The sequence below is a fragment of the Paenibacillus sp. MDV22-iso6 genome (assembly GCF_058408365.1).
The window spans coordinates 491483-508219 of record NZ_JBZVDZ010000001.1 but is presented as its reverse complement, the minus strand read 5'-3'; the positions used below and the strand labels follow the sequence as shown (position 1 = coordinate 508219).

Below are 16737 nucleotides of genomic sequence, written 5' to 3'. Positions count from 1 at the left end.
TAATATAATTCAAATCAGGTTTCTTTTAACTCTGTATCCGCGCCATTTACGCACACGACCTTTAACGAAATGAGGAATAACACAACGATGCCGAAACCTAGTACGGGGAATTCACTGGATACCGATATGCCGCTTATGATTACAGGTCAAAACCAGCTGACCGTAGATGAATTAATGAATTGGAACGGCCATTCACGGGATTACAGTATTGTGCAGTGTATCGGGGGAACAGGGAAAATTGCAGCCCAAAATCATGAGTTTTCGATTCGGAAAGGAACAGCTCTTATTATGTTCCCGGAGGTCACATACCGTTACGACAATCTGAGTGATTCATTGTTGTTCGATTGTTTGTCCTTTAATGGCTATTTATTGCCCCGGTTTCTGCATACCTTGCAGATCGGGGAGCTGCGCGCCTTCAAGCCGGATGGGATGCTTCATATCCTGTTGCATGAAATAACGTTGGCGCTACAGTCCCGGCACAAGGATCAGATCTGGCAGGTATCCGCATTGCTATACATGCTACTGGTCAGGTTAACCATTGATGGAGATCGTTATGGTGCTTATGAACGCTCGGATGCCCGATTAAAGCTGGGTGGACTGGTTACTTTTATCAAGCAAAATTATGATCAGGATATCTCGCTCTCCATGCTGGCTCAGCAAATGGACGTCACCGAACAGCATTTGAATCGGATATTCAAAAAGGAATTCCAAATGACTCCGCTTGATTATCTGACACGGTATCGGTTATTGAAAGCCAAAGAAATGCTCGTCCATGACGCCGGAATAACGGCCCACGAGATTGCCCGGGCTGTTGGTTTCAACAGCGCCAGTTATTTTGGATCCGTATTCAAAAAATATGAAGGAATCTCCCCTATCGAGTTACGCAAGCAATACCAGAGTTAAAGGATTTCCATCGTGATCTCTGCCAGCGAGGTTAACCGCAGATCATACTTCGAGAATTCCAGATTACGCGTTACCTCGTTAGGCACAATGACACAGCGAATCCCCGCGGCTTTGGCTGCCTTCAGTCCATTCGGCGAGTCTTCGAACACAACCGCTTCGGATGCCCCGATCCCGAGACTCTCCAGGGCGAGCAGATACAATTCCGGGTCCGGTTTAACCCTCTTGACGTCCTCGGCTGTATGAATGACATCGAATAGTTCGAAAATGCCGAGTGTGCGCAAATAACCATGAACCCAATCCCGGGTAGAGCTGGAAGCAACGGCAAGTTGAATTCCCTTTTTACGGGCAGACCGGAGCAACTCATGCACGCCTGGAAGAATTGCTGCCTGCCCCAGGTATGCTTCGTATTTCTGTTCAGAGAGCAACTTGATATGATCGTGATCGATCGGTTTTTGCAGCGCTTGCTCCAGGTATAGAAAAGGATGAAATTCTTCAAACGATGTTCCTACGTTTTTCGACCAAAGCTCCAGCCCAAGTTCAAGTCCATGCTCTTTATAAATATCGCGAAAAGCATAGAACCAGGGAGTCTCCGTGTCCACAATAAGTCCATCAAAATCCAAAATAAAGGCTTTTACCATTACGCTTTTCTCCCTCCAATGATCAGCCGATTTGGCGGGAAAATGGGCTTAGAAGCGTGCAGTCACGTCCGGACGGGTAACATTCATCGATAAAAAGTGACAGGTGCATCCCGTTCCGGCTGGTGACTGTCCAACAATTCCAGCCCGGATCTCCCCCTCTATCGGCATGCCGAAATATCGAATTAATTTCCACTCCACCCCATCGGGTGAATAAAAGAATGAAATGCAGTCCTCCACTTTGCGTATGCGCAGATAAGGGTTGGTTACGGGAACTTCAACCGAATTGCAATCATCGGATGAACCTTCCTTCGTTACTACCGACACAATGGTAGCCGCTTTTCCATCATACTCAAAACAAAGCTTGCACCAGTTTCGTTCATCCGCCATCACCATCAAACATCCGGAATCATACTGATGTTGCATGTCCACGGTTAGCTGGGTCGTCATTTCAAAATCGTTAGGCACCGGCATCGACAGAAATGGCGCGGTTGCACGGATGTGTTTACCCGCTGGGTCCTGGAAAAAGTCTGTATCAGCCTGAGCTTCTACAATTAGAACGCCTTGATCGGTATAAGACCAGGTCTTCGGCTCATTAATCCAGTTCATTTGGTTTCTTGTTTCTGTTGCAAATACGTTTGTCATTTCTATGCCTCCCAGGTTCATTTTCTGTATTATATATTCGTTCGTTATACAGAAAACCCCTTCTCCTACATATTTTTGTAAGAACTGATCACTTGGGAGTGTTTCTGGGGATCAGGGAGGAATAACATAATGACCATGAGTACGATGTAAAGTACAAGAATGACACTGAATAACAGCACAGGATTATAGTGATACAGTAGCCCTGTCAGGTAACCTGATGGAATTGCGGTTAACGTCATGACGGTCTGCACTGCCGAGAACATATCCGCTTTTTCATGTGTACCCAATCGGTTCATAAGCAGTGAGTCCCGGTACGTTTGTAAGATGAAATTGCCTGCCGCCAGTACAATTAGAGTCAGAAATAACATGGCTATATTTCCCGCAGGGATCAACAGAAAAAGTATTGCCCCCACTGTACTCAAAATGATCGAGAAACTGACATACTTCTCTTCTGAACGCCGTTTCAGACTCGGGATAATGACCAAATACAAGAGCATGACGGTTACAGCGGTGACGACCGGGATAAATGAAATAATCCGATCATTGAATTTTAATTGTTCCTTGAAAAAAATCACCTGAAAAAAGTTCAGCTGCAGGATCAGATTGGAAAGCACCGTGATGAGAATAATCGGTAAAAGCCTCCGTTTGTAGAACGATTTGCCGAAAAGTCGCAGACTGGAGGCCAGACTTTGGATCACCCTGGTCTGGCTATGCATTCCCATAAGTTCCTTCCCTACTGCGGTCTCATCCGTATATCGGTTGCGAATGAAGAACATGACGGTCATGAGGATGCCACCGACAAAATAAATACTGGCTAGTGTTGGCACAATGCCAATATCAGCAATCACTACCCCGGCGATCGGTGTCAGTACTCCAGCACCAGTAATGATCATGTTGAGAATGGCGAATACCTTGGATCGCTTGTGTTCCTCAACATCCTCAATAATTAGACAGTTGAAGGAAACCGTCACAAATTTGGAGGTTGCATTCAGCAGGTAAGCGATCAGAAACAACCAAAAATTCTGGGAGAAAGCCCAGATGAACATGGGAACACTCCAAGCAATCAGATCAAAAATCAGTGTTGTTCGCTTGCGGCCAAGCTTATTCGTGATTGAACCCGCAAATAACTGAAATATAAAGGCAAAATAAAGATTCACCGAATTGATCAAACCAATTTCAATATCCGAAAGTCCGGCTTCCTTCATATATAAGGGAGCATAAAAAAGAACAATCGTGCCCGGAATGGCCCATACCGGTTCAAGTAAGATGGAGTACCGCGGATTTCTCGGCAAATCCTGTAGCAGCTTCAATCGATATCTCCCCCTTTTTTGCGGTGGTTTTCACCGCTGCGAACTCCTTCTTTTCGCAGCGGCAAACCCGACAATGTCTACATACTTACAAGATCAGAGCTGTTTTAACCGAATTCATGGGCAATTTCTCTCCGCTACGCAGATGATACCCAATTGTCCCATTGAATGCCTGTTCATAATCACTCAGCAGTTCCTTGGAGGTAACCATTTGCTCCAGTTCCGGAATACTTTGTGCAAATTTCAATGCTGTACTGATCATCGAGTGATTAGCTACCGCACCAATGATACTAATACCATCATTAATTACGGCAGTTGATTTGAACGTCACCTCATAGCTGTCGTCATAACCCATAGGAATGATCTTGCCGCCTTTGGCAATCATCTCAAATCCCACATGAAGCTGGTTACCAACCGCGTCCACTACAATATCAAACTTCTTGTTATTATTGATCTCGTATACTTTATCCAGTGTCAGATCCTGAGGATAGAACACATGATCCGCGATCTCTGAAGCGAACTCTTTGCGGAATGGATCAACTTCCGTTCCTACAGTAAGCCTTGCCAATCGTTTGCTCACAAGCTGACACAGAGAACCGATTGCACCAGAACCGAGGACCAGTACAGAGTCACTTGGCTTAGTCCCTGCTTTCATGAACGTCTGAAGTACACATCCCAGTGGTTCGATCATCATAGCGGTTTCCCAGCTCATGGAATCCGGGATGGCATAGATATACTTCTCATCCCCTACGTAATATTCTGCAAATGTACCGTGCGTCGTCATCCCTACTTGATAGTCATCAAAATTCTCGCAATAGATGAAAAGACCTTCACGGCAATAGGAGCAGGTACCGCAAGATTGCGTGGGATCAACCAATACCCGATCACCTATCTTGAAGCCACGAACTTCGTCGCCCACCTCAACCACTGTACCTACACCTTCATGACCAATAATCGTTCCTTTATTCGCCGGCACTTTGCCTTTGACAATATTCAGGTCTGTACCGCAGATGCCTGAACCATAGATTTTAATTTTTACTTGGTTTGGCTTTTGTATGGTTGGCTCATCAATATCCTGGTAAGTCACCTGTTTAAGATCCTGATATACGAGTGCTTTCATTGAATATTCCTCCTAGTCGATGTTCTTATTTGAATAAAATTTTAAACGTTTTCGTAAATCTCAATTCGAAAGGTGTTCCTGTTTCAGCATTTCTTTCCAGTCGGAAAGTGTCTGCAAGAGAGCTTCCTCCACCCATAATAATTCATCCCGGGTATGAGCATCTGAAAAAATAAAGTACCCTTTGGTAAAAATTCCGAAGTGGGCCATTCTTTTGACCATAAACTCACGGAACGGATCGGTATGAAAGTTTTCCTCCGAAATAGAGCTAATGGAGAAGCTCGCATAGGTACCCTTCAACACCAATTGATCGGTTAATCCAAGAAGTACGAGTTCAGCTTCAATCAGATCCATAATTCGAATGGTGGCTTCGCGCCAGCTAGGCCATACTTTAGCGCTTTTCATCAATCGCTCACATGCAATCGCTGCCGCAAGCGCAGTGGTCTCGCTGGAATGCGCATTGCTGAATCTGACCTGTTCTGATAATGACATCAGATGTTCTGGTCCCATTACGGCTGCGAGTGGCAGTCCATTTGCCATGCCTTTGGAAATACAAAGCAGATCCGGCCAGATGTCATACTCCCCAGCTGTAGCTTGCTTGCCCATTCGAATGCCGGAGGTGACTTCATCAAATATGACAATGATATCTAAGGACCTACATAGGGATACAACTTGCGCCAACGGCTCACGTTTCCATTCATTTGGACAAAGGACAATGCAGGCGATATCCTCGGGAGAGGATTGGATTTGGGCCTCGATACGCTCTGGTGAGGGCTTATCTATCCAGATTGTTGTGCGCTCGATATCCACGGGGATGCCTCGTTCTTTCGTTTCGCGGCCATAGTATCCATACGCAGACCAGTCATGCCAGCCATGATAGGCCGTCGCGATGACCCTGCTTTTTCCACTTCCCGCACGAGCCAGACGTACGGCTCCACTGACTGCATCGGCGCCGCTTTTGGTGAAACGTAATGAGGGGTAGCGGCCTTCAAATCGTTCCAAAATCAGTTCAGCGCATTCAAGTTCAATGTCAGCAGGAATCGAATAACTTGTCCCTTTTTTCAGCTGATGGATGACGGTTAGTTGAACTTCATGCCGTGCATGTCCCCATGGCGCCGTACCCATGGCCATTTCACAATCCAGCCATTCATTTCCGTCGATATCTATAAAACGGGAATTGCGTGCCTCTGCGCAGCATACGGGTGTATATCCCGGAAATAATCGTTCTGGTGCTTTGGCTAACGTACTGCATCCGCTCGGAATAACCTTCTCGACATGTTCCAACCACTCCAGATTCCGTGTAAACCTTACGGCACGATCAAGCGTGCTCTCTTTTGATTTCACCTTTGGTTCCTCCCTGTTTACTTGGTTTGTGAGTTAGCGAACTTTGGAGCCTGGCCAGCAGCCATCATATATGCGATCCATAGTGATGACATTGCCATACAGATCAATAATCAGATCTTTAGCCCGATGAGCATGTCTCATCTCGATCCAGTAACGGTTTTCCAGCAACCGGGCGAAATTGTCCACCAGAAACAATAATCGGTTCTCGCTATGAATCAGCTCCTTACCCAGAACCTGTGGCAGCCAGATGGCTCCATTAGAGTTAAAACGGTTGGAATAGTCACGTACCTCGGCAACAGGCGCAATGTCAGCTTCCTCCAGCTTGGTCCAGAACGTATCCGCGTCACTGCGTACTTCTGCAAGATCAATGCCAACGATCGGCAGATGATGATATTCACCCTGGCTATCCAGCTGTTCTTTCAGATGACCGAATACGAATGGCCAAACATCGGCCTCAATTTCCCCACCCCATTTTTTCCAGAAACGTGCCAGATTGTTTTTCCGGTTAAAGTTGCGATGAATGCCACTGCTCCGTTCCCAGTGATAGGCGAGAATATTCGGATTAATGACCGTATCATATCCGGCTGCCCGTGCTCGCATCTGATAATCAAAATCCTCATATCCGTTAAAGAACTTCTCATCCAGCTCACCTACCGTTTCATACACTTCTCTCTTCATGCCGAACATGGCGAATACGACAAGCTGAACTGAAAATGTTTCCTTCGGAATGTCTTCAGGTGAAGCGTTCAGAAATAAGTGGCGACCAATTGTATCGGCAAATGCAATACCACAATGCTGCACACCTCCCGTTTGCGGATAGAGCAGAACACCGCCAATCATACCAATCGTAATGTCGCTGTCCATCGTCTCTTTCATCATTGATTGCCAGTTCGGTTGAAGAATCGTATCGGAATCCAGGAAGAAAATATAATCTCCCTCTGCTCGCCGAAGTGCGCTATTGATTGATACAGCACAACCGAGTGGAAAATCATGCTGAAGAATTTCAATCGTTACACCTTCTCTAACCTCTTGTTTCAGTTTCTCCAAATGCTGTAAAACAGCAGAACCGGAACCATCGTTGATAAAAATGATTTGAGTGGACGGGCTTACTGTCCGTAGCAATGAGTCCGTGAAAAGGTTCAAAATGTTATAGTCCTGGTTAACTGGCACAATAATGGTGTAAAGCATGGAATCCCTCCTGTTGGATATGATGGAATGAGTGCTAAAGCGAGTTGAAACGTTATCGAGTTCAGCGCAGATTATCGACCTCCTTGTCGCAAATTCAATGTCTTAATTTGGTAATGATTTGAATCTACTAGAAATTTATATCATTTTTTGTAAGTTTGAAATCTTAAATTCTGAACTCTGTTAAAATTTGAATACGTACCGAAAAGAAAATATGCACCTTTCAATTAGCGCCCATAGCTAGCTCTCAACGAAAAAAAACACCTCCACAGTGAGTCTCGTATCCAATGACACGACTGACTCCACAATGGGGTGTTATATTGCATTATTGTATGTGGTTATAAGGTAGAGCCTACTTATTTGGCCCTAAAGCCATGATAGAACGTATCCACAACCAGAGAAGCTGCTGATTTACGCGCAATATCACCACTTACAACCTGCTGCCACGTCAGAAACAGGATAGAATACAGCACATCTACAATCCAGTTTTTATTGACATCCTGGCGAAAATAATTCTTTTGCTGCAACAAGCTGACCGCATGCAGTATAGGCTCTCTCAGCTTCAAATCTGCTCCCTCAATCTCAGGATTATAGTGTATAGCTGCATCATGGGTAAGGAAAAATATTTTATCTCCTAACGGAATAAGCACTTCAATCAGCTGTGGAATATATGTTTCACAGTTTTCCTCATCCAGCTGAATGTTTTGCATGGCCTCACTGACCACCTCAATCGCACGCAAGCCCAGATAAACCATTAATTGTTCGCGACTCTCCACGTAACGATGAAGGGTCGCAATGCCGATTTTTGCAGAGTCTGCGATATCATTCATGGATGCATTGGGCTTTTCAATCAGCAGTTTGGTTGCTTCGTCCAGGATGGAATTAAGTCTCGTTTGCTTCATCGATGTCATTTCTTTTTTCAACGGGTTTACACCTCTTGGGGAGTTTATTCTATAAATTGATTCAATGATCCATCATTTGATTAGTTGTGACTATAAAATTATAGCATAGTTGCTCATAATTCCGATGTCTGAACACTAACAATCATCACCTATGATTGGTTATGTATTGCAAAGATAGATGTGATGATTAAAAGCCGCCAAGCGGCGGCTCTTAGAATTTATATCTTTTTTCTTTCCCTGTTGCTTATAGCTCGATAATTCTTGTTGCAATATTTGCGCAAAAATCACTGTCATGCTCTACAAACAGAAGGGTTGGGGAGTACTCCAGCAGCAAGTCTTCAATTTGCATGCGAGAGATGACATCTACAAAATTGAGAGGTTCATCCCAAATGTGCAAATGAGCTTGCTCACTGAGACTTTTAGCAATCAGCACTTTCTTTTTTTGGCCAGCGCTATACGTTGAGATATTCTTCTCCAATTGCAACCTAGAAAAATCCAGCTTTCTTAGGATGGATTTAAACAGGCTTTCATCGATTCCCTGCGTGACAGCATAGTCAGACAAATGGCCGCCGAGATTCGAAGTGTCCTGCGACACATACGAGATTTTAAGCTGGTGATCCTTTCGAAAATAACCTGTATAAGGGATATTCTCATCACAAATCAGTTTAAGGATGCTTGATTTCCCCGATCCATTTTTACCATAAAGCGCAATACGATCCCCTTGTTCAACTGTGAAATTCACGTCCTTACATACCATATTGGAGCCGTATGCAATCGACACATGTTCCAATTCGACAAGTTCTTTTTTGTGAAAATCCAGTTGATGAATCTGTAGACGTTCTGCTCTCAATATTTTTCAGAAGTTTGGACTTCTCATGAATGGCGGATTGCTGTCTCTGCTCGATATTTTTGGAACGTTTCATCATTTTGGCAGCCTTGTGTCCAATATAGCCTTTATCCACCTTAGAACCGGAATTTCTCGTACCATTTTTGGTTCTTTCCACTTCATGCGACCATCCACCCGTCCGTTTGGCAGAATCGGATAAACGCTTGATGTCCTTTATTAATTTTTCATTATTTGCAAGTTCAAACTGATCTTGCCTTTGTTTATTTTCCCACCAAGCGGAGAAGTTCCCTTTCTGAATCTCGATGTTATTTTTATTAATGGACAGGATGTGGTCTACGCTGTTATCCAAAAAGGATCGATCATGTGACACCAGAATAAATCCACTTTTGCTGCGAAGATAATTACTAACGAGTTTTCTGGCATGAATATCGAGATGATTGGTAGGTTCATCAATGAGCAAAAATCGATTATCCTTCAGAAACAAGGCAGCCAGCATCACCTTCGTTTGTTCTCCGTTAGACAAGCAATCGAAAGGCCGATACAGGATATCTTCCGAAACTTTTAACAGGTTAAGCTCACGCACAAGCTGCCATTGTAAATATTCAGGATAAGCATCTTCAATGATATCGAGGGTCATAGCTCCTTTATTCTCAACCTGAAAAGGAAAGTACTCAAAGCTGACATTCGCAGAAATAGTTCCGCTGTATTCATATTTACCAAGCAGCAGTTGGAGGAATGTCGTTTTACCTCTGCCGTTCCTTCCGGTAAAGCCCAATTTCCAATCCGAGTCCAGCTGAAAACTCACATTTTCAAATATATTATCGTAACTGCCATCATAGGCAAAGGTTAGGTTGGTAACGTTGATTAAAGACATAAAGATCATCCTTTTTATGTGAAATATAAAAGTTAACCGACGGGGTATTTACCACGACATGGTCCCTCACTTTATATTTGAACATAATCAGAATTTCAGTCCGCCCTTGAATGAATGACACATTCCTTCTGTCATAGTGATTAGAATATCCTCAAATGAAAAAACGCAAAAAAGCCCCCATTCACCGGTGCTTTTTTGCGTTACATCAACCTGACTATACGATAAAGAAACCTGGCGTCCAAAAATTTAACGCCAAGATGATCTATGCATAGGAGGATAAAGTGCCGGATTCTGATTAGTTATGTTGTGAACCATGTCAGTGTTCATGTTCGTTGACAGGTTCACATAAACATCTACAACCTCTAATTCAGTCATCGCTCTATCCCCCTTTAAAAGCTCCACAATTTAATATCAGAAACTTAACATGGAATACAGCCATGGGTCAAGGCGAGAAATCATGTCGATCCTTTTAAACTCCATCTTACACCCGACCCTCATGGATTTATAGTCACCATGCGCTGTATTCAATTTATTTCAATTATTAAACGGCCGCATACAGCGGTTTGTACACTGGATGCCACATGGCAGCTTTTACCGCCTCTTCAACGTCTTTCAGCTCTACACGCGCAACGCCATCTTCCACTGCCGCCTTAGCGACTGCCACTGCAACTTTGTACGAAACAGCATGCAGCTCTTTCACTCTTGGCAGAAGTGGAGCACCTGGAGCAGAGGAGTCTACCGAATTAGCTACGGCTACTGCAGCTGCGGTGAACATGTTTTTGGTGAACTTTGATGCTTTTGCAACAATCGCTCCCAGGCCCAAACCAGGGAACACAAAAGCATTATTGGATTGACCAATTTCATATAAAGTGTCATTAAACATGACAGATTCAAATGGACTGCCTGTTGCAATCAATGCTTTGCCATCCGTCCATTCAATCAGACTTCTTGGTGCTGCTTCGGCAAGTGAGGTCGGGTTGGACATTGGCATAATGATTGGACGTTCCACATGCTTCGCCATTTCTTTGATAACTTGTTCATTAAAGGCACCTGTTACACCAGAAGTGCCGATCAGAATCGTTGGTTTGATCTGTTTCACAGCTTCCAGCAAGCTGACCTGCCCTTGCTCATTCAATGCCCAATCTTCCACTTCCGCAGCTTTGCGCACATATGGTTTCTGGAATTCAAATAGGCCTTCCGTCTCATCAGTAAGGATTCCACGGTAATCGAAAGCCCAGAACCGGTTCTCCGCTTCCTCCCTCTCAAGTCCTTCTTCCATCATGGCGTCAAGAATCTGATCCGCGTTACCAATACCAGCGGCCCCTGGACCAAATACAAGGATACGATGCTCACGAAGAGGCACACCCGTCACTTGAACTCCGGACATAATCGCCGCAAGTGTAACCGCACCCGTTCCCTGAATATCATCATTAAACGTAAGCAGTTCTTCCCCGTATTTCTGTATAATATTTCTGGCATTCACGCTGCCCAGGTCTTCCCAGTGAAGCAGGATATCCGGGAACCACTTTGTTGTTTCTTTCACAAAGGCTTCGATAAATTGATCATATTTTTCCCCGCGAATCCGTTCATGACGGTTGCCCACATACAATGGATCATTCAGCAATTTGGGATTATTGGTTCCGACGTCCAGCACAACAGGTAATACGCGGCTTGGATCAACGCCTACGGCTGCTGTGTATACCGCGAGTTTACCAATGGCAATTTTAATGCCGCCAACGCCCCAGTCTCCGATGCCCAGAATACTTTCCGAGTCGGTCACCACAATCAAATCCACATCTCCAGCTTGTAATCCACTGTTGCGGAAAGCTTCCTCCAGCCCGTCCATATCATTAATGGATAAATATAGACCACCCGGTCTGTGGTACTGATGGCTATATTCCTGAATAGCTTGTCCGACCGTAGGTGTGTACACAATCGGCAGCATTTCACTAAGGTGATCCTTCATTAGACGGTAGAATAGTACAATATTTCGGTTGAACAAATCACTAAGCATGATGCTTTTCCGCAAATTATCCGATTCATTCTGCAATTGCTGATATACTCGAGTCACTTGTTCTTCAATATTTAAAACCATCGGTGGCAAGATGCCATTCAGGTTAAGCTCTCTTCTTTCTTCTTCGTTAAAGGCAGTACCCTTGTTCAACATGGGATTGGACAGAACATCCTTACCTTTCAAAGAGGTTTTTAAGTTTCCATTGGAATCTACAAAAAATGAGTTCATTTACTGATTGCCTTCTTTCATGATGTCTCTTGACGTTACGTCTTTTTAATATATTTTTAACACTTAATAACTTTTAGTTAGTTATTGTTCTTCCGATGACAATTATAAAATATTTTCTATGGTATGTAAACGAACTCATGAAACTTTCATGAATGAAATTCAATTTCATTTCGATAAATAAAATTTATCACTTTGTCATTTTTCAACAAATTCATTTTATAATCAGATTATCGTAGAATACAAAAAAAGCCACGAAATTTCGTGGCTTCAATGGAATTCATTTTTATAGTTTTCCAAATGATGGACGAGGTCCTTTGGTTGGATCTTCCCCTTCGATGAGACAGTATGCTTCAAGTGTGATTCCACCTGGCGCCTGAAGATAAAAGGTGTAGGAACCATGAACAATAGCCGGGCTTTCTACCTGAATTCCATCGTTCTTGAGACGTTGGTTCAAGTTATCCACCTCTTCCTTACTGTCTTGTGGGAACCCTACATGGAAAGTTTCTGGATATTTGATATCCTTGCCATACATTAAGTTTAATAAAAATCCATCGTCGTCGGTCATAGCCGCAAATGCTTTACCTGCATTGACGTAACAGGTTAATCCAAAATATGTTTCGAGAAAATGTTGAACCTCAATAACGTCAGTTACCGTTAAGTTTAAGTGATTAATTTTCATATGAACTGCCTCGATTCTTCTATCAATTTATCTCGAAAATAAAGTATCTAGATTATCAAGATAAATTGATTCTAAATCAATTCATATCTCTAGTCAATGTAGAACCTGAACCATTTTATGTAATATGTCCCCCCTTGCTGCGTTCAACAGTCAAATTCACGGAACATAGGCATCCTCTACCTCAACCTTTCGTTCATTTCCGTTTACAATGTATCTTACGTGAATGACATTTCCTTTCTGAAATTGGGGAATATGTGTAACCGGGATATATGTCTCTACAATCGTGGGAAAGGTACGGCCGTCAACTTGGGTTACGGTCAAATCCAGTCGCACTCCCGGCCTTCCATCCATACTGGATGAAGTTTGTGTAATATCATGAATAACCGCCTCTGCGGGTATTCCCTCCGTTAAAATGCTTTTTCGAAAATGCTGTTTGTGTTTATTGTTACGAAGCAGTTTAAATATCATAACCATAGTGATTGTGCCTGTTATAATCCCAAAACCAATAACAGCAACAATAGTAATTAATGCAGTCGTCATAATGGCCTCCTTTTATTTGAAACTTATGTTTACTATTCCTTGGTTATATCTCTTATTCCTTCAAAATTTGTTTTAAATGGAAATCATTCATGCCAAAAAAGCCACCTTTTTGGTGGCTTCATACAGTTTATGACGTTTTTAAAGTTTTGAATTTTCTATATTACTAGCAGGAACTGTAGCAGTATATGTTCAAATTAATCTACTTTCGCACCATAAGATCGTACAAACAGAACGGCTTGTTCGCGATCCAAACGTACGCCTTTAATATCCAATGATTTCAGATCGATTCCTTCCAGATTAGCGCCTCTAAGATCGGCCCCTTGCAGCTTGGCTCTGCTTAAAACTGCTCTTGTGAGATCACAGTCTCTCAGATCCGCTTTGGTAAAATCCGTGTCCGTAAAGTCGGCTTCAAAGAAACGAATTCCTCGCAAATCCTGTTTGCCCAACCGGGTATGTCTCAGATTCGTATAAGACCAATCACCCTGACTTAGTGTAATACCATCCATTTGTGCACCGGAAAAGTCCGATCCCGTCATCTTGCAGGAGGTGAATTTGGAAGCAAATAGATTAGCACCACCAAATAAGCAGTTTTCAAACGCCGATTCTCTATGGATGGAGCCATTCATGGAAGCACCTTTAAAGTCACATTCGATAAAACGGCAGTTGCTTGTCTCGATTTCTTCCATCGAAGCGTTCATAAAGGTACACTGTTTGAAAACACAGCTGATTAGTTCTCCATAACGCAAGTCGCGTCCTTCAAAATGTACAGCTTCATATTCCTGATCCTTATATTGATACATCACGTACACCCCATCTTGTATGATTATCATGTGTTCACCATTAAAAGAGCTTTTTATAATATACCATACGGATGTCAAGTACCTGCTTAAACGTCTGCAAAAGTCAAGTCACTTTTTTATAGAAAACGGAGCTGCTTCAAATAAAAAAACCGCGAAAATCGCGGCTTTTGGCTCCATAAATGTGTTTAGCTAGTACTTTAATCGGATATGAACAGGGATACTTAACGATGTGTCTCTGTCCTTGTCTCTCTGGTCTTTACCTTGTTCTTCTTGCACAATCCACTGTCTGCCAACTAACAATTGCAGCAACTCGGTCTCTTGCAAGGTCAAATGAATATCTTTCAGTGTCAGATCTTCCTGGATATAATCCTGATCTGCCTTGAGATCGAACCGGAAATAGAGCAGTCTTTTCAGGGCGTTAATATGCAAAAATTTGAATTCATAAACCCTGCTGCGTATGGCCTCTTCCCAGTTGTCTCCCACTTCAGCTGCTGTGTCCAGTCTCTCCACCAGATCCATCGTTGGTTCCTTGATCTTGGATAACAACGAAGAGAACTCTTTTCTCTGTAAACGATCAATGATTAATTCGCTCGGTTCACCGCTCGTCAGAACATTTTCGACTAGCAGAGCTACAGGAATGGATAACTGAACACGGCTCATGCTCCGCCCTCTCCATCTTTGAGATATTGATTAAACCAGGCATTGACCTGTTCAAAGCTATCCACGCGCAGCGAGGGTTTTCCGCTTTTGAGCAACGTGTGATTGGAGCCTGGATATCGAATCAGTTTGGTCGTTTTTCCATATCGTTTTAACGTAGTATATAACTCCTCCGCCTGTGCGATCGGTGTACGATAATCCTGCTCTCCATGCATAATCAGAAGTGGCGTTTCAATCTTGTGCGCATGAGCAAGGGGAGAACGGGCCCATAACATGTCTGCATGTTCTGTCGGATTGCCGCCAATTACCCCCTCCACATAGGAGATTCCAATATCACTGGTTCCATACAGAGACAACCAATTGGATATACAACGCTGCGTTACTGCTGCCTTAAATCGATGGGTATGAGCTACGATCCAGTTAGTCATGACGCCTCCGTAACTGCCTCCACCAATACCAAGACGTGTTTCATCCAGAAAATCATATGTTGCCAGTGCATAGTCCACCGCCTCAAGCAGATCACGACAGTCTCCCCCGGCAAAATCTCCTCGGCAAGCTCTGGCGAATTCCTGCCCGTATCCCATACTTCCCCGGGGATTTACCCATAGAACGGCATATCCCTGTGCAGCAAGTGTCTGCATTTCGTGGCTGAAGATGCCTGTATACATGGCGTGCGGTCCACCATGAATCTGTAATATCATCGGCACTTTCGTGTCCGATTTCTGCATAACCGGCTTCATCAACCAACCTTGAATGGGCCATCCGTCCGACGATGTAAACTCGACACGCTCAGGTACATTGACTTCCAAACCTGCCAAAAATTCATCGTTTCGCCGGGTGAGTCTGAACATGTCACCACTGTTAACATCCACACGGTACAATTCTCCAGGGTGATCCTCAGTTAATACGCCAATGACCAGCGTCTTACCATCAGGTGACAGGGTATATTGGTATACATCCTTCTCCCCGCTTCCTGTCACGGCTTGGCAATACCCATCCTCGGTGATTTGATACACGTCCACATTTCCACCCTGTGTACCCAGTACATATGCCTTACGTTGCGCATGATGGTCATCCATCAGTGGCGACGGAGATGGGCTTGCCGATTTCATGTCCCCAAGTGCTGCGTTCCCCAACTGCAAATCAACATCAGGTGCCAGCTGCTTTGGAATACCTCCACTACTCGGCACTTCATATAGTCTGTTGTGACTGCCACTTCCGTACTCTCGGTCGCTGGCGATTAGAATCAGTTGCTCTCCGTCGGGTGAATATGCGAACTGGCTCACCTGAAGACTGGAATCCGTTACTCTGCGCTGCTCACCGCTTGCCAGATTCACGGTATGTACATCCGCAAAGTACAACAGATCGGCATCCAGCCCCTCATCCTGTACCTGCTTGGAAATAAAGGAAATAGCCTGACCGTCTGGCGACCATACCGGAGCAGCAACATTCCATGATCCGGTTGTTACCTGTGTAATGGTTCCATTTCCGATCTCATATACAAACAGATGGCTATACAGACCATCCCACCAGCCGGAGCCTTCTGCCTTGGGTGTCGTGCGCTCAAAGACCTTGCCTCTCAGGGGAGTTACTTTAACTTTAGGTGATTCGTTTGTCTTTGATGGTTTTTCTGTCTTTGATGTTTTGTCAGTTATCGCTTCATCTTTGCCTTCCACAACTTTGCTTGTAAATGCAATATATTGCCCATCCGGGGACCAGACAAATTGTAAAAGCTTGCGCTCAGGCGAGATGAGATTTATAGCCTTTGTATCACCTGACGCAAGGGTCCATAACCCTTTCCCCCCACTTTCCAATCGTAAAAAAGCGAGCTGTGTTCCATCTGGTGACCAGGAAGGAGATGAATCCTTTACGCCGTCTGTAAGTGGCCTGTCCCCACTACCATCAAGTGAAATGCCACGAATTTGCGTGTTATATTCATTTTTCTGCTCATCAATCGTCTGTTCAACGTACGCCACTTGACCATCTGGATTAATTACAGGCTGGCTAACCCAGCGGTATTGAACTAAGTCCTCTGGCAAGATCGGTCTTTTGTTCATGTG

At 44.0% G+C, this 16737-nt stretch carries 14 protein-coding genes and 1 pseudogene; 1 reads left to right on the top strand and 14 read right to left on the bottom strand.

Features of this window, described 5'->3' with window-relative positions; genetic code table 11:
* Positions 1 to 87 precede the first annotated feature (87 nt).
* The gene (locus AC4PM4_RS02185; protein ID WP_491612616.1) at positions 88 to 903 is read left to right on the top strand and encodes an AraC family transcriptional regulator; all 816 of its coding nucleotides are present in this window, start codon (positions 88 to 90) and stop codon (positions 901 to 903) included.
* On the opposite strand, the gene AC4PM4_RS02180 is transcribed toward AC4PM4_RS02185, so the two are convergent.
* From AC4PM4_RS02180 to AC4PM4_RS02115, 14 genes and pseudogenes are all read right to left on the bottom strand, one after another.
* Entirely contained in the window at positions 900 to 1541 is a 642-nt protein-coding gene (locus AC4PM4_RS02180) for an HAD family hydrolase (RefSeq protein ID WP_063565193.1), read from the bottom strand. The two genes, AC4PM4_RS02185 and AC4PM4_RS02180, sit on opposite strands and share 4 nt — an antisense overlap.
* 48 nt (positions 1542 to 1589) lie before the next feature.
* On the bottom strand, positions 1590 to 2183 hold the full coding sequence (locus AC4PM4_RS02175; protein ID WP_072732719.1) for a DUF1349 domain-containing protein: 594 nt from the start codon (positions 2181 to 2183) through the stop codon (positions 1590 to 1592).
* Between the two features lie 65 nt (positions 2184 to 2248).
* Positions 2249 to 3493: an MFS transporter gene (locus AC4PM4_RS02170; protein WP_491612615.1), complete on the bottom strand. Its 1245-nt coding sequence runs from the start codon at positions 3491 to 3493 to the stop codon at positions 2249 to 2251.
* 85 nt (positions 3494 to 3578) lie between these two features.
* Positions 3579 to 4610, bottom strand: a complete 1032-nt coding sequence (locus AC4PM4_RS02165; protein ID WP_063565196.1) for a zinc-dependent alcohol dehydrogenase — start codon at positions 4608 to 4610, stop codon at positions 3579 to 3581.
* Between the two features lie 60 nt (positions 4611 to 4670).
* Positions 4671 to 5951 (bottom strand): aminotransferase class III-fold pyridoxal phosphate-dependent enzyme, encoded by a 1281-nt coding sequence (locus tag AC4PM4_RS02160; RefSeq protein WP_491612613.1) that lies wholly within the window; start codon positions 5949 to 5951, stop codon positions 4671 to 4673.
* A gap of 33 nt (positions 5952 to 5984) precedes the next feature.
* Positions 5985 to 7139 carry a glycosyltransferase family 2 protein gene (locus AC4PM4_RS02155; protein WP_491612612.1) on the bottom strand — a complete coding sequence of 385 codons (1155 nt, stop codon included), beginning with the start codon at positions 7137 to 7139 and terminating at the stop codon, positions 5985 to 5987.
* 353 nt (positions 7140 to 7492) lie between these two features.
* On the bottom strand, positions 7493 to 8059 hold the full coding sequence (locus AC4PM4_RS02150; protein WP_072732714.1) for a TetR/AcrR family transcriptional regulator: 567 nt from the start codon (positions 8057 to 8059) through the stop codon (positions 7493 to 7495).
* A gap of 223 nt (positions 8060 to 8282) precedes the next feature.
* A pseudogene (locus AC4PM4_RS02145) lies at positions 8283 to 9759 on the bottom strand (Lsa family ABC-F type ribosomal protection protein).
* A 541-nt stretch (positions 9760 to 10300) separates the two neighbouring features.
* Entirely contained in the window at positions 10301 to 12001 is a 1701-nt protein-coding gene (locus AC4PM4_RS02140) for an NAD-dependent malic enzyme (protein WP_063565200.1), read from the bottom strand.
* A gap of 283 nt (positions 12002 to 12284) precedes the next feature.
* Positions 12285 to 12680, bottom strand: coding sequence for a VOC family protein (locus tag AC4PM4_RS02135; RefSeq protein ID WP_063565201.1), 396 nt, complete (start codon positions 12678 to 12680; stop codon positions 12285 to 12287).
* A 156-nt stretch (positions 12681 to 12836) separates the two neighbouring features.
* On the bottom strand, positions 12837 to 13220 hold the full coding sequence (locus tag AC4PM4_RS02130) for a hypothetical protein (protein WP_072732710.1): 384 nt from the start codon (positions 13218 to 13220) through the stop codon (positions 12837 to 12839).
* A gap of 194 nt (positions 13221 to 13414) precedes the next feature.
* On the bottom strand, positions 13415 to 14020 hold the full coding sequence (locus AC4PM4_RS02125) for a pentapeptide repeat-containing protein (protein WP_063565203.1): 606 nt from the start codon (positions 14018 to 14020) through the stop codon (positions 13415 to 13417).
* Between the two features lie 189 nt (positions 14021 to 14209).
* The gene (locus tag AC4PM4_RS02120; RefSeq protein ID WP_063565204.1) at positions 14210 to 14680 is read right to left on the bottom strand and encodes a hypothetical protein; all 471 of its coding nucleotides are present in this window, start codon (positions 14678 to 14680) and stop codon (positions 14210 to 14212) included.
* Entirely contained in the window at positions 14677 to 16734 is a 2058-nt protein-coding gene (locus AC4PM4_RS02115; RefSeq protein ID WP_491612609.1) for a prolyl oligopeptidase family serine peptidase, read from the bottom strand. The genes AC4PM4_RS02120 and AC4PM4_RS02115 overlap by 4 nt, the downstream gene beginning before the upstream one ends.
* Positions 16735 to 16737 lie beyond the last annotated feature (3 nt).